The 14,544-nt window shown below is 31.4% G+C and carries 12 protein-coding genes; 2 read left to right on the top strand and 10 right to left on the bottom strand.

Going from position 1 to position 14,544, the window contains the following annotated elements; genetic code table 11:
* Positions 1–215: 215 nt before the first annotated feature.
* Positions 216–1,184 carry a helix-turn-helix transcriptional regulator gene (locus tag P8F83_RS02625; protein WP_326513323.1) on the bottom strand — a complete coding sequence of 323 codons (969 nt, stop codon included), beginning with the start codon at positions 1,182–1,184 and terminating at the stop codon, positions 216–218.
* A 105-nt stretch (positions 1,185–1,289) separates the two neighbouring features.
* Between P8F83_RS02625 and P8F83_RS02620 the strand changes: the two genes are divergently transcribed.
* Positions 1,290–2,219 carry a Gfo/Idh/MocA family protein gene (locus tag P8F83_RS02620; RefSeq protein WP_326513322.1) on the top strand — a complete coding sequence of 310 codons (930 nt, stop codon included), beginning with the start codon at positions 1,290–1,292 and terminating at the stop codon, positions 2,217–2,219.
* A gap of 75 nt (positions 2,220–2,294) precedes the next feature.
* Here P8F83_RS02620 and P8F83_RS02615 read toward each other — a convergent pair whose 3' ends face one another.
* A complete protein-coding gene (locus tag P8F83_RS02615; protein WP_326513321.1) occupies positions 2,295–4,289 on the bottom strand; it encodes a fructose-1,6-bisphosphatase in 1,995 nt (664 codons plus the stop codon).
* Positions 4,290–4,534: 245 nt separating this feature from the next.
* Here P8F83_RS02615 and P8F83_RS02610 point away from each other — a divergent pair, with 245 nt between their 5' ends.
* The gene (locus P8F83_RS02610) at positions 4,535–5,713 is read left to right on the top strand and encodes an iron-containing alcohol dehydrogenase (RefSeq protein WP_326513320.1); all 1,179 of its coding nucleotides are present in this window, start codon (positions 4,535–4,537) and stop codon (positions 5,711–5,713) included.
* An 85-nt stretch (positions 5,714–5,798) separates the two neighbouring features.
* Here the strand turns inward: P8F83_RS02610 and gabT are convergent, their stop codons facing one another.
* The 8 genes from gabT to P8F83_RS02570 form a co-directional block, all read right to left on the bottom strand.
* A complete protein-coding gene (gabT, locus tag P8F83_RS02605) occupies positions 5,799–7,139 on the bottom strand; it encodes a 4-aminobutyrate--2-oxoglutarate transaminase (RefSeq protein ID WP_326513319.1) in 1,341 nt (446 codons plus the stop codon).
* A gap of 164 nt (positions 7,140–7,303) precedes the next feature.
* A complete protein-coding gene (locus P8F83_RS02600; RefSeq protein ID WP_326513318.1) occupies positions 7,304–8,518 on the bottom strand; it encodes a PucR family transcriptional regulator in 1,215 nt (404 codons plus the stop codon).
* Between the two features lie 110 nt (positions 8,519–8,628).
* Positions 8,629–9,336: an amino acid ABC transporter permease gene (locus tag P8F83_RS02595; RefSeq protein WP_238905069.1), complete on the bottom strand. Its 708-nt coding sequence runs from the start codon at positions 9,334–9,336 to the stop codon at positions 8,629–8,631.
* Positions 9,337–9,385: 49 nt separating this feature from the next.
* Positions 9,386–10,243, bottom strand: coding sequence for a substrate-binding periplasmic protein (locus P8F83_RS02590; RefSeq protein WP_326513317.1), 858 nt, complete (start codon positions 10,241–10,243; stop codon positions 9,386–9,388).
* Between the two features lie 33 nt (positions 10,244–10,276).
* Positions 10,277–11,020, bottom strand: a complete 744-nt coding sequence (locus P8F83_RS02585; protein ID WP_326514814.1) for an amino acid ABC transporter ATP-binding protein — start codon at positions 11,018–11,020, stop codon at positions 10,277–10,279.
* 208 nt (positions 11,021–11,228) lie between these two features.
* Entirely contained in the window at positions 11,229–12,359 is a 1,131-nt protein-coding gene (locus P8F83_RS02580) for an iron-containing alcohol dehydrogenase (protein ID WP_326513316.1), read from the bottom strand.
* 143 nt (positions 12,360–12,502) lie between these two features.
* Entirely contained in the window at positions 12,503–13,708 is a 1,206-nt protein-coding gene (locus tag P8F83_RS02575) for an MFS transporter (RefSeq protein ID WP_326513315.1), read from the bottom strand.
* A 158-nt stretch (positions 13,709–13,866) separates the two neighbouring features.
* Positions 13,867–14,544 (bottom strand): response regulator transcription factor, encoded by a 678-nt coding sequence (locus P8F83_RS02570; RefSeq protein WP_326513314.1) that lies wholly within the window; start codon positions 14,542–14,544, stop codon positions 13,867–13,869.

Here is a 14,544-nt window from a genome sequence, read left to right as displayed (position 1 = left end):
CCCCTGAACCTCTCTTCTAATTACAAAATAGTATTAATTATATTATAACACTGTAACTTTAAATCAAAAAATCTTTTTTAAAAGGAATTTTTGTCTAAAAATGTTTTATAGCAACTTCTTTCAAATCATTAAAGTTACTATCTAATATATTTTATCGAATCATTATAGACAAACTTAATAATTTAATATAAAACCTCCTCACATTTAACAAAGATTTAACAAAGATTTAACATATATGAATTAATTAGTTTACTTAATTCATTTTTTGCATAAATCCTTAGTTCTAAAGGGGAGATCACTTCTCCATAACCTATAAGTCCTAATATATAGTCTTTTGCATAATCATATTTATACAAATTTATGGTAGCTTTTATATACGCTCCCTCTTCTTCCACTTTGTAAATCTCAAAGTTCTTTAAAACATCATCGTTAATTTTTTTTATTTTAATAACAACTGGATATATTTCAACTTCAGATCTACTGTTTATAAATTCCTTACTACTCTTAGTCCAATACTCTTCTAAAGAAAAGTTTCCTGGCAAAACAAATTCCTCATCCAAAAGACTACATTCAAGTATCCTATCACATTTAAAAGTTCTTATTTCATTACTCTTTTCGCAATAACCTATAATGTACCAGTCCATCTGTTTAACAACTATTCCATAAGGTCTTATATCTCTGTTTGATGAACCTCTTTTTTTATTTTCATAGCTAATATTGATTTTCTTGAGCTTCCATATAGCTTCCATGAGAACATCAAAAGTGTTTATCTTGTTAAAAATTCCCCACCACGGAGTATCATCAACATAAAACCTTTTAGAAATATTGTTTATGTCTTTATTGATTTCAGGTGTTAGGCCTTTTTTTATTTTTAAAAGCGCATTATTAACCTTCATTGCCATATCACTTTGTCTATCTGGTTTTATTCCCATACCATTTAGATATAGGTTTATAAGCTCAGAAGCCTCAAAATTCTTTATACCAACAGTATAACCTTCCACAAAATGAATCCCTCCGTTAGGCCCAGTATCCGTTGTTAATGGAATTCCAGCTTCACATAGGGAATCAATATCTCTATATATGGTTCTAACTGATGTTTCTAACTTATCTGCAAGTTCTTTAGCTTTTATTTTTCCCTTTGCTTCCACTAAAAGCAGTATTGAAATCATTCTATGTAATCTCATGGCACATCACCTCTATATATTAGATAAATTATAAATTCATGACAACAAGATGTCAACAATATCTTGTTATACTTATCATATCAGAAGTTGAAAGGGGAACTATTTATGAAAATAGGTATTTTAGGAACAGGTTTTGGAGCTTATCATGCTAAAATTTACAGTAAACTAAAAAACATAGATTCAATTATAATATGGGGAAGAGATGAGGTGAAACTTAGAAATATAAAAAATGATATAAATATCAAGACAACAACAAACATCAATGATATTCTTGATGACCCTGATATCTCATTAATAGATATATGTATTCCAAGTTCATTACACAAAGATTATACTATAGAAGCTTTAAAAAACGGTAAACATGTATTTTGTGAAACCCCTGTAGCACTAACACTTGAAGATGCTATTTTGATGGAGCAAGCTTCTAAAAAGTATAACAAAAAAATCTTTGTGGACATGTTTATAAAATTTGATGGGCCTTATGATATTCTTTATAAGCTTGTAAAAGAAAATAAGTATGGAGAATTAAAAGCTCTACATTTAAAAAGAAAAACACCTCCTTTATGGGGTTCTTTAGGTTTAGATGAAATCACAACAAAATTGATGTTACATGAATTTGATTTTGTTACTTGGTTATTAGGCCCATCAGATGATATCATATCAACTGCATCTCAAAAAGATAAAGATAAGGCCCATGTAGAAACTATCATAAACTATGAAAACTCCTTTGTTGAAATTCAATGTTCTTCCATGATGCCAGAATATCATCCTTTTACAACCTCTTATGAAGCTGTATTTGAAAATGGAACCTTAGAATATCTAGAAAACGGATATTATAATAGAACAGAAACATCTTTAAAGCTATTCACTGATGACTGTCATCAAGAAATCGAACTTTCTGAAGTTGATTGTTACGAAAGTGCAATCAAACATGTACTTGAGTGTATAGAAAAAGATGTACCAAGTAAGCTAAGTATTGATGAGGCTATAATTTCTTTAGAAACAGCACTTAAGGTAAAAGATTTGATATCATAATTTGATGGGCCTTTTCTTAAGAATTAGGCCCATCACACTAACTTATTTAATAAATTCTGTGATGGGCCTAATTACTTATTTACTTTTCTCTTTTATAAGTCCATTTTTATATGCGTATAAAAGCATGTTTAAGTCACTTATCTGTTCATTAAGTTCGACTCCTATATCTGTATCTCTTACTCTTTGTCTTAGTTTAGCAGTTTCTAAAATAACTCTAGAGGATAATATATCAGTTTCTTCTTTGATAGCTTTTTCAGTAGATTCAAAAGGTTCATGCGAAACTAATAAAAGTCCAAAGGAGTTATATATCAAAGTGTATCCAGCTATTCCTGTCTTTTCTTGATAACTTTTAGAAAAACCACCATCAATGACAAGAAGTTTTCCATTTGCTTTAATAGGGCTTTCCCCTTTTATTCCTTCAACTGGTACATGTCCATTTATGATATGATAGTTTTCTTCTTTAAGAGAAAACTCAGCTGCAATGTTATCACATAGAAATTCTTCATCTCTATATTTATAATAGTAGTTTTTCTCTTCTTTATGAGTTTTCTTATCTTTAAGAAAATATCTCTCAAAGGTAGCCATTTTATTTTTCCCAAACAAAGGAGAATTTTCTCCAATCCAAAGGTACCACATTATATCCATTCCATAGGATTTTCTTTCATTATCATCTTTATTAAAATACCCTTCTCTAGCTAAGGTATCAAACTTATCTAAAAGACCTTTTCCCTTGTATACTCCACCATCTATTTTAACTGCTTTAAAATATCCTTCTTCATCTAAAGGTATACATCCATGATATAATAGATTGCAATTGAATTTTAAATACATACTCCCTTTTGCAAACAAAAATCTTATATGTCTATTTAGTTTTTCGCTATTTATAAAAGAATGAGTAAGTTTATTTATAAGTTCCTCTTCCTCAAGAGTAAGTCTATAAGGGTTGTCCCTATCTATTGTTGGAAAAAAGCTATCTATAAGCTCATATTCCTCTCCCTCAAGTTCAAGTTTACCATTAGAGAAATTAATATTATTAAGAATAAGTCTATCTTCCATCTTAAATTCTTTTCTTCTTTCTATAATTTCTCCTTCTAGTTTAAACTGGATTACACTTATAGCTTTATGCATCTTTGAGATAAGTACTGCTTCTTTATTGCTATATTCTCTGCTGCATTCAAATGTTGGTATAAATCTTTCGCATGGATCATCTTTGTAATATTCAATTGCAAATGTAGCAAGTGGCAATAAATTAATGCCATAACCATCTTCTAAAGTGCCTAGATTCGCATATTTTGCTGATATTCTAAGAACATTTGCAACACATGCCCTAGAGCCTGAAGCCGCTCCCATCCATAAAATATCATGATTTCCCCATTGAATATCAACAGAATGATATTTCTCTAAGGTATCTAATATAATATCAGCTCCTGGTCCTCTATCAAAAATATCTCCTATTATATGTAGCCTGTCTATAACAAGCCTTTGTATAAGATTAGAAAGTGCTATAATAAAATCCCTAGCCTTATCTATGTCTATTATGGTTTTTATGATTTCTTTATAGTAGGCATCTTTATCTTCTTTATTTTGATGTTCATGTAAAAGCTCTTCTATTATATATGAAAACTCTTTAGGAAGTGCTTTTCTAACCTTAGAACGGGTATACTTTAAAGATACTCTCCTACACAGTTCAACTAGTCTATATAGAGTTATTCTATACCAATCATCAACATTTTCTTCCTGCTCTAATATAATATCTAGTTTCTGCTCAGGATAGTATATTAAAGTTGCTAAGCTTCTTTTATCACTTTCCCTTAAGGTTTCCCCAAATATATCATCTAATTTTCTCTTTATTACTCCTGAGGCATTTTTTAATATATGCATCAGAGCCTCATTTTCACCATGAACATCTGTAATAAAGTGTTCTGTTCCTTTAGGTAAGTTTAAGATAGCCTTTAAGTTAATTATTTCAGTGCTTGCTGCATTTATAGTTGGGTATTGTTCTGCTAATAAGTTCAGATATCTTATATTTTTTATTACATCTTCTTTATTTATCTGCAATTCCTTATTCACAAAATCACTCCTAATTCACAATTAGTATATCACATATACATTTATGCTATATTATTAAAGTTTAATAACAATATCTTACTACTTTTAATCTTTGAAAACAACATTTACTGGAAATTGTAACTTTTTATTTACCTGCTCTTTATTTTCATGATAGTTATCAATTTTCATGAACCATCTTAATCAAACTTTACTTTATATGTTAAAATGGTATTATACTTATTAGATATTAAAAGGAGTTGTTTTATATGCAAGATTTTAATTTTTACACACCTACCCAAGTTGTTTTTGGTAAAAAAGGCGAAGATAAAGTCGGAGAACTAATTAACGCCCTAAACTGTAAAAAAGTATTAGTTCACTTTGGAGGAAATAGTGCCAAGAAATCTGGTTTATTAGATAGAGTTTTTGATTCTTTAACCCAATCAGGAATCGATTACGTAAGTCTTGGAGGAGTAGTTCCAAATCCTAGACTTTCTAAGGTTTATGAAGGTATAGATTTATGTAAAAAAGAAAATATTGATTTTATTTTAGCTATTGGTGGAGGAAGTGTTATAGACTCTGCAAAAGCAATTGGTTATGGTATGGCAAATGATTGTGACGTGTGGGATTTCTATATGAAAAAAGCTGTGCCAACAGGCTGTCTTCCTATAGGAACTATACTTACTTTGTCTGCTGCAGGTAGTGAAATGAGTAATTCTTCAGTAATAACTAATGAGGAAGGATGGCTTAAAAGAGGCTGTAACTCAGATTACTGTCGCCCAAAATTTGCAATAATGAATCCTGAGTTAACATATACCCTTCCACCATATCAAACAGCTAGTGGTGCTACAGATATTCTTATGCATACCATGGAACGTTACTTTACTCAAGGTGGAACTATGGAACTTACTGATGGTATAAGTGAAGCTCTTATGAGAACGGTAATTAATAATTCTAAAATCCTTATGAAAGATCCAACTAACTATGAAGCACGTGCAGAGGTTATGTGGGCTGGAAGTCTTTCACATAATGGGTTAACAGGCTGCGGATCTATAGGTGATTGGGCTTGCCATCAATTAGAACATGAACTTGGGGGAATGTTTGACGTAGCTCATGGTGCCGGACTAGCGGCTGTTTGGGGAAGCTGGGCAAGATATGTTTATAAATATAATGTAGCTCGTTTTGCTCAATTTGCTGTAAATGTTCTTGGGGTTCCTAATGATTTCTCTAACCAAGAAAAGACAGCTTTAGCTGGTATTGAAGCTATGGAAGCCTATTATCATTCCATAAATATGCCTACTTCCATAAGTGAACTTGGTGTTGAAATCTGTGAAGATGAAATGGAAGAGCTCGCTTATAAATGCAGTTTCCAAAACACTAGAACTGTTGGCGGTGTAAAAGCCTTAAATACTGAAGATATGATAGAAATCTATAAAATGGCTAGATAGTTAATATAAAAGAGTTAATAGTGATTGTTGAAATTCTTTCACTATTAACTCTCTTAATTATCAATATAAAATGATGGCAATGAAACTATAGACATTCGTAAATAGATTCTTCTAAAACATCCATCCCATATTTAACCTGTTCATCTGTCATAACTAATGGCGGTAAAAATCGAATTACATTTCCTAAAATTCCTGCATTTAAAAATATAACTCCTTTTTTATAACACTTTCCGATTATTTCTTTTACTAAAGCTGAGGCTGGTTCTTTTGTTTCTTTATCTTTTACAAGTTCTATTGCCATCATGGAACCAAGTCCTCTAACATCACCAATTACATCGTACTTCTCTCTCATGTCACTTAATCTTTTGTGCATATATTCTCCAAGTTTTTGTGACTTTTCACATAGGTTTTCTTTTTCTATTTTTTCTATAACTTTAAGGGCAGCTATACACCCAAGAGGACTTCCAGAATAAGTTCCTCCTATACCTCCAACACAAGCGGAATCCATTATGTCCTTTTTTCCCACTACTGCACTTAAAGGAATTCCTGCTGCAATGGATTTAGATAAAGTTATTAAATCTGGTTCTATTCCATAATGCTCATAGGCAAACATTTTTCCTGTTCTTCCAAAACCAGCTTGAATCTCATCTACTATAAAAACTATATTATTTTCATTACAGATTTTTTGAACTTCCTTCATGTACCTTGCTTGCGGAACTACGAAACCACCTTCACCTTGCAAGGGTTCAACTATAAGGCAAGCTATCATATCAGAAGAGAGTGTTGTTTTTAGCATAGTTTTTAAGCTATCTATACATTCATCAACATAAGCTTCTTCTGAAACTCCAAAAGGTGCTCTATAAGCATAAGGAAACTCAAACTTATAAGTTTCTGGTGCAAATGGACCAAATCCATTTTTGTATGGCTTGTATTTACTTGTTATAGACATAGTCATGTTGGTACGTCCATGGAAAGAACCTGTAGCTGATAATATTCCAGTTTTCTTAGTATAGGTTCTAGCAAGTTTTATTGCATTTTCTACTGCCTCTGCGCCACTATTTGCAAACATAACCTTCTTCTCATAATCACCAACTGTTATTTCAGTTAACTTCTTTGCCAAAGCTCCATAAGACTCATAAGTCACTACATTATAGCCTGGATGTATATATTTCTCTATTTGATCTTTTAAAGCATCAACTACCTCTTCATCACAATGTCCAACATTTTGAACCCCAATAGCTGCTGCAAAATCTAAAAATACATTTCCATCAACATCCTTAATTAAAGCTCCCTTTGCTTCTTCAATAGCTATATCCGTGGATACAGATACACCATCAGCTACATACTTTTTTCTCTCCTCCAAGATCTCCTTTGATTTAGGTCCTGGTATCTCGGTTACTATTTTTACGTTTAATTCTTCTATCATAAATAAGTCCTCCTAACAATGATAATCAAAAAAATGAGAGCCCATGTTATCTAACATGAAGACTCCCTTGTCCCTAATGGTTCAATTTAACTTATATTTATATACTAATACTTTCACTTTCATATTTATATGTCCAAGTTCCATAAGCTTTTTGTCTATATTGACTAAAGCATCTTTTGTATGTTTAGTGCTATTCTCACTTTCATACAATCATTAAAGTTGTGCAAATCACAATTTAATAATTCTTCTATTTTTTTAATCTTATACTTAAGAGTATTTCTATGCAGAAATAACTTCTCTGCAGTAACTGTTATATTACAGTTTTCATTTAAATAAGTATCTAATATCTCAATTAAATCTTTATCTTTGTTTTCCTTACTGCTGATTGCTCCTAGAGTATCTCTAAAGTAATTTTCTAAAACATGTTTATTTTTAATATTAAATAAAAGAGAATAAACCCCTGCATCTTTATATTTTATTATAGTATTATTAAGTCCTTCACATTTTAAACTATCAATAGCTATCTCAGCTTCATTTAATGATTGCTTCATCATTTTTAAATCCTTATACGGATTCCCAATACCTGCACTTACAGTAATTCCATCAATACGTTTGTGAATTAACTGCTGAATTTCTATTAAAGCTTTCTCAACTCTTTTCATAAAGTTTTCTTCTGACTTTGCAAAAAAGATAACAGAATCATCCTTATCTATTATTGGAACCTTTAGTGCGTGTTTTTCTAATACATCTTGTACCAATTTTCTAAAAGTTACTTTAAGTTTAGATATACTAACTTCATCATCTAAATCTTTTAACTTCAAATACTTTTCAAATCCATCTATATCTATGACACATATACAACATTCCCCAGATAAATTGTACCCAAAATAGGCAGCCTTTTGTATAGCATCCCCTTCTAATTCTCCATCTCCAAAAAGTATATTGCTTAAAAAGTGAGTAAGAGAATTTTCTTCTATACGAGATAAAACAATTGCGTTACTTATTTCTCTTGAAACCTCAACTAGCTTTACCTCCCAAGGAAGTTCAAATAAAGGCATTCCTAGTTTATTTGCAAGTTCAATAGCTTCACTTGGCACAGTTTTTATATAAGGGCCAACATTTACTACAAGTCCTGCTCCATTTCTTTCATCAATACCTTTTATAAAATCTAATAACATCTCAGTATTATCCTTAATACCAACCCCAGTTATAAAGATAATCTCTCCCCCTTGAAGCCACTTAATTCCTTCCAGTGGATTTTCAAAACATTCCGCTACATATATCCATTCTACGCACTTCTCAAGTCCAGTTTCCCCTCCAACAATTTGAAGAGTTTTTAATGAATCTAATTTAAGTATATCTCTCACAGAAATTGACACAACATCCACCCTATTTCATAATTTATTTTAAGAAATCACCATTTACTTATACTATTTTTATCACATATCTTCATATAAAAATACCCTTTTAGGTAATTTCTTTAATAAATTTAGTTGAATTTTTGCATCTTTTTTTCTAATAATTTAACTAATTGAGAAAGAGGTAAACTTAATATAAGGTATGCTATTGCTAAAAGAGTATAAGACTCAATAGTTAAGAAGGATTGTGATGCATAACTTTGAGTTCGCAGAAGTAGTTCACTAACTGCAACATAAGCTAAAAGTGATGTATCCTTTAACATCATAACCAAATAATTACCGAATACAGGAACCACATTTCTAAGTGCTTGAGGAATTATTATTCTTACTAATAACTGTGTGTTAGTAAGACCAAGTGCTAAAGCTGCCTCAGTTTGTCCAATCTCTATTGCAAGAATTGAGGATCTTATTACTTCTGATATATAACATCCATAGTTTATTCCAAGCCCCAAAATTCCTGCAGTTAATGAACTTATTCTAAACTGATATCCAGGATTCCAAAACTGTACAATCATTGATATCAATAAAGGTACAACATAATACATATATACTAGTTGTACTAAAAGGGGAGTTCCTCTTATAAACTCCAAAACCACAGTTAAAATTCCTCTTAATATCTTAAACTTACTTATACGCCCAATTGCTATAAATAATCCTAATATCATTGCCAGTAAAAAACCAAATATAGTCGCCTGCAACACAATCCATAAACCATCAATTAATGAAGGTACTAAATACTTAAATGCAGTATAAAAATCTAAGTTAGCTAAAATATCCATATAAGTTACCTCCTCTTTCTAAAAAAGAATCCAAAAGGATTCTTTTTTATTATTTACTCTGACCATCTTCTATTGAAACAAAATAATCTTTGTTCATTCCATACTTCTCAAGTAATTTAAGTACTGTTCCATCTTTTTTCATCTCATCAAGCTTTTCGTTAACTGCATCTGCTAAACTTGTATCATCTTTTCTAACAGCAGCTGCTACCATTCCTGAAGCTTCTGCTTCATATGGAGATAAGATTTTTAAGCTAAGGCTGCTATCTTGTGACAATGTGTATCCTGCAACCATACCATCTGTTATACATGCATCAATTTTTCCAGTGTTAACAGCTAACATAAGCTCAGATTGACTACCAAATACCTTAACTTCTTTTACTTGACCTGCTTGTTGCCATTTTTGAGCTGTTTCTAGGAAAGCTGTTCCCTTTTGCCCACCCAAAACTAAATTTTTCAAATCAGCTTTACTGCTAACCTTAGAATCTTTAGGTATAACTATAGCTTCACCTTCTTTGTACCATATGTTTGTAAATAAGGCTAACTTCTTACGTTCTTCCTTAACATACATTCCATCAGTTACCATATCAACAGACTTATTATTTAACTCAACTAAAAGATTTTCAAAAGGTATCTGTTTCATTTCAACTTTATTAATTCCAAGTCTTTTCGCAATTTCTTTAATTATTTCAGCATCAATACCACTGAACTCATTTGTTTTTGCATCTATAAAAGCAAATGGTGCATCATTTGAAGATGCTACGGTAAGAACCCCTTTTTCTTTTATTGTAGCTAGAGTATCCTTATTTCCTCCACTTGCTTCCGTGGACTTTCCGCCACATCCTGTCATTACTGAAACTGAACTTATTAATGCAAGAATAACTAATAACTTTTTATATCCCCTTTTCATATACATTCCCCTTTTTATGTTTATTTTTAAAGCCTAAGCTTCTAAAGCAAAATCACTTAATACTCTTGATAAAAACTCTTTGGTTCTTTTGTGTTTTGGTTCTGTGAAAATGTCTTTTGGTTTTCCTTCCTCAACTATATAGCCTTTTTCCATGAATATAACCCTATCTGATACATCTCTTGCAAAACCCATTTCGTGAGTTACAACCACCATTGTCATTCCATCTTTAGCTAATCTTTTCATAACATCCAATACATCGCCAACAAGTTCTGGATCTAAAGCAGAAGTTGGTTCATCAAATAAAAGCATTTTAGGCTCCATGGCAAGTGCTCTAGCTATAGCAACTCTTTGCTGTTGTCCTCCTGATAAAGTCTTAGGATATGCTTCTGCTTTATCCTTTAAACCTACTCTATCTAAAAGTTCAAGGGCATAGGCTCTTGCTTCCTTCTTACTTTTTCTTTTTGTAAGAACTGGTGCAAGCATAATATTTTCTAAAACTGTGTATAAAGGAAATAGATTAAATCTCTGAAACACCATGCCCACCTCTTCTCTAAGGCTCCTGCTATCAATACCCATATCAAGAACATTGTTGCCATTATAATATAGCTTCCCATCATTAGGTATCTCAAGTAAGTTAAGACATCTTAGTAATGTACTTTTACCTGATCCAGATGGACCTATTATGCATACTACTTCCCCTTCTTGTATATCCAAACTTATATCCTTCAAAACTTCCAAATCCCCAAATTTTTTAGATAATCCTAAAATGTTATACATCATTCTACACCCCTCCAGTTCAAATAAAAAAGGTGCACTGATTTTTTATTTCAGTGCACCTTTGCATTTAAAATATACTCATTTATATTCCTTTAATTAAACATCTGTCTTTCAATACATGTATATTATCACATTTACAATCTCTAAGTCTATTTACTTTAGTGACAATATTTTAGTGCAGTATGAACAATATATTTTAAAAATTTGTTTAAAGTGCACTATAATAAATATCTTTAATTTCTTCTAGAGTAAATTCTTTAGGATGATTTAGTATACTTGGCTTTGAAACCTTCATGCAATTATCAGCCATCCATGTAACATCTTCCTTTTTAACTCCAAGTTCACCTAATGTAACCTTAAGATTAAGATCTTCTAAAAGCTTATTTATAAGTTCAGAACATTCACTGGCATGATTTCCTCCTAATAACTTCGCTATATCACCATACTTCTCTACATCACTTTCCCATGACTCTTGGGCTATTACAGGTGTTAAAGCCGCAAGTCCTTTTCCATGGACAACATCATAAAGCCCACTAACTGGGTGTTCAAGTCCATGAGGTGCTACTACTCCTGCTATGCCAATTACCATTCCACCTAAAGTACTTGCCAAAGCTACCTTTTCTAATGCATCTAAATCACTAGGATCATTATAAGCCTTCACTAAATTTTCAGAAAGTAGCTTCATTCCATAAAAAGCCTGCATACTTGTTAGTGGTTGACCAATCTTAGAAACATAAGCCTCCATGTTATGACAAAGAGCATCAAACCCAACTGATGCAAGTATAGTTTTAGGCATAGTCATCATAAGTTCTGGATCTATAATTGAAGCTTTTGCAATTATTGCATTAGTTCTAAGTGATTTTTTATCCTTGGTTTCTGGATTTGTAAGTACTGAAAAACTATTTCCTTCACTGCCTGTACCACATGTAGTTGGTACTAAAACTGTAGGTAAAGCTTCTGTTCCTTGCTTTATTCCAAATATATATTCAGATATATCCCCAGGATTTTTTGCGGAAAAAGCTATACTCTTAGCTGCATCCATAATACTTCCTCCACCAAGAGCTAAGATAACATCACAACATGTTTCCTTTATTATATCTACTCCCTCATATACAGTTGTAGTTAAAGGGTTTTGTTCCACCTTATCAAAAATCTCATATTCTATATTTTCTTCCTTTAGTAAAGATATAGCTTTATCAAGTAATCCACTTTTCTTAGTACTACTTCTTCCAGTTACAATAAGTGCTCTCTTACCATACTTGGCTACCTCTATTCCAATCTCTGAACTTCTTCCTCTTCCAAACAGTAAATTTACAGGTAAATTATAATTAAAATTCATCATAAGACCTCCCAAACTTCATCCATAATAAAAAAGTGCCTCCATTAATAAAATAAAGACACCTTTGTTTACACAATAATAGCATATTATTTTAAGCTATTCTATAAATCCTCTAAACAAGATTTTAGTGCAGTTTGAACAAACTAAATCCCGTTATCAACTAAAGCTTTATTTTTTATAAGGAAAAAACTTAATATAACTAACAAGGAACCTGTACCTATAAGTAAATATTCTATCCTAATCATATCTGCTATAGGGCCAAAGACTAGCATTCCTAAAGGCATCATAGAACTAGATATCATCCCAAAGACTCCAAAAACTCTTCCTAAATAATCAGGTTCAACTTTCTCTTGTAGTAAAACTGTAGAAGGTGTATTAAACATAGGCATAACTATTCCAAAGATACCCATAAACATTAAGTATATATAAAAGCTTGGAACTATTCCAAGGGCTATGGTGCATCCTGCTGAAACAAAGCTTGAAAAAGCCATAGAGTATACCCTGTTTTTAAAGCCTCCCCATGAAGCCATAATAATTCCACCTAAAATCATGCCTATTGAGAAAGTTATTTCTATAGCTGTTAATCTCCACACATCATTTCCAAAACTCCTAGTAACCTGAAGAGGCGTTAAAAAAGCTGCTGGTGTAAACAGAAAGAAAAAAGCTGCACAAAATATAAAGAAATTTCTTACATAATGATGACCCTTTATATAATTAATGCCCTTTTGCATGTCTTCAAAATAACTTAAATTAGAATTTTCTAATGCTTTTTTATGAGCCTCAACTCTTAAGAATATAACTAAAATAGATATTCCTATAAAAGCTGTAACTATATCAATAAAGAAAATAGTTACTATTGAAGCTTTAGTTAAAAGTGCTCCACTTATCATTGGGGATACAAGCATAATTATTGATTGTATACTTCCATTTGCTGCGTTTGCTTTTGTTAATTTATCTTCTGGTACTATCTGCGGTAAAAATGCACCAACTGCAGGTGTTTGAACCCCAGCTCCTAATGCTCTAATAGCTGCTACAACAAAAAGAAGCCACATCTCTCTATATCCTGACATAAATACTATAGCTAAAATAAGTGTTGCAAGTGCAATAGCGGAATCTGCTAGTATAATCAGTTTTTTACGATCATATCTATCTGCCCACACTCCTGCAAACGGAGATAGAAAAAATGTAGGCAAAAATCCACATATAATGTATACAGTCATCATTACTCCAGATTGAGTATTCATAGTAACATACCACATAATAGCATACTGAACTAATGATGAACCAAAAAGCGATATTGTTTGGCTAGATAAAAAAAGTATTATATCTTTTTTCCAGTTTCTATTCATATTAATTATTCGCTCCAATCATTTAAAATTTAGAAGTGAACTGTTGTTCTTATATTATATATAAGGATGGCTGCTTTATCAAATATTTTTTAACTTTTTATGGATAATTTTTAAATAAGAAAAAGAATGCTGCGAGTATTCACAACATTCTTTTTCTTCTATAATTTGAATCTATATCCTGTTCCCCATAACGTCTCAATAAATTCTGGATTAGAAGGGTCTTTTTCAATCTTTTTTCTTATTCTTTGAATATGTACTGGTATGGTTGCAGTATCACCATAAAATTCATCTCCCCAGATTTTATCAAAGATATGCTCCTTGGTAAACACCACATTAGGATTTGAAGCTAAAAGTAATAAAACTGAATATTCTTTTGAAGTCATCTGAATTTCTTTTCCATAAACTAAAACTCTATGAGATGAAGTATTTATTTCTAGTCCTCCATGGCTTATTATTTCAGAAGAACTTTTATCATTTCCTTTAAGTCTTTCATATCTATTTATGTGAGATTTTACTCTAGCTGTAAGTTCAGCTGGACTAAAATAATCATCTACCCCAAAGTCAAGCCCTCTTATTTTATCTATATCCTCACTTCTTGCAGATACAACTATTATAGGAATCTCATACTTTTTTCTAACTTCTTTTATTATTTCATAACCATCTACATTTGGAAGCATTAAATCCACTATTATTAAGTCATATCTACCTTCTAAAGCTAGTTTAAGTCCCTTTGCTCCATCTGTAATAATTTCTGATTTATATCCATTAAGCTGAAGATAATCTCTTTCCATTTCAGCTATATTTATATCATCTTCAATAATTAAAATTTCTCTCAT

It is taken from the genome of Clostridium intestinale, from assembly GCF_035905475.1.
Taxonomy (GTDB): Bacteria; Bacillota; Clostridia; order Clostridiales; family Clostridiaceae; genus Clostridium_T; species Clostridium_T intestinale.
The sequence above is the reverse complement of the archived record's forward strand: the minus strand, read 5'-3'. Positions and strand labels throughout refer to the sequence as shown.

What these genes read in the sequence shown, in the direction of transcription:
- gabT (WP_326513319.1), bottom strand. Translation starts at nt 7,139, where the DNA reads ATGATAGAAGAATTAAACGTAAAAATAGTAACCGAGATACCAGGACCT.
- P8F83_RS02570 (WP_326513314.1), bottom strand. Translation starts at nt 14,544, where the DNA reads ATGAGAGAAATTTTAATTATTGAAGATGATATAAATATAGCTGAAATG.
- P8F83_RS02575 (WP_326513315.1), bottom strand. Translation starts at nt 13,708, where the DNA reads ATGAATAGAAACTGGAAAAAAGATATAATACTTTTTTTATCTAGCCAA.
- P8F83_RS02610 (WP_326513320.1), top strand. Translation starts at nt 4,535, where the DNA reads ATGCAAGATTTTAATTTTTACACACCTACCCAAGTTGTTTTTGGTAAA.
- P8F83_RS02580 (WP_326513316.1), bottom strand. Translation starts at nt 12,359, where the DNA reads ATGAATTTTAATTATAATTTACCTGTAAATTTACTGTTTGGAAGAGGA.
- P8F83_RS02585 (WP_326514814.1), bottom strand. Translation starts at nt 11,020, where the DNA reads ATGTATAACATTTTAGGATTATCTAAAAAATTTGGGGATTTGGAAGTT.
- P8F83_RS02595 (WP_238905069.1), bottom strand. Translation starts at nt 9,336, where the DNA reads ATGGATATTTTAGCTAACTTAGATTTTTATACTGCATTTAAGTATTTA.
- P8F83_RS02625 (WP_326513323.1), bottom strand. Translation starts at nt 1,184, where the DNA reads ATGAGATTACATAGAATGATTTCAATACTGCTTTTAGTGGAAGCAAAG.
- P8F83_RS02590 (WP_326513317.1), bottom strand. Translation starts at nt 10,243, where the DNA reads ATGAAAAGGGGATATAAAAAGTTATTAGTTATTCTTGCATTAATAAGT.
- P8F83_RS02620 (WP_326513322.1), top strand. Translation starts at nt 1,290, where the DNA reads ATGAAAATAGGTATTTTAGGAACAGGTTTTGGAGCTTATCATGCTAAA.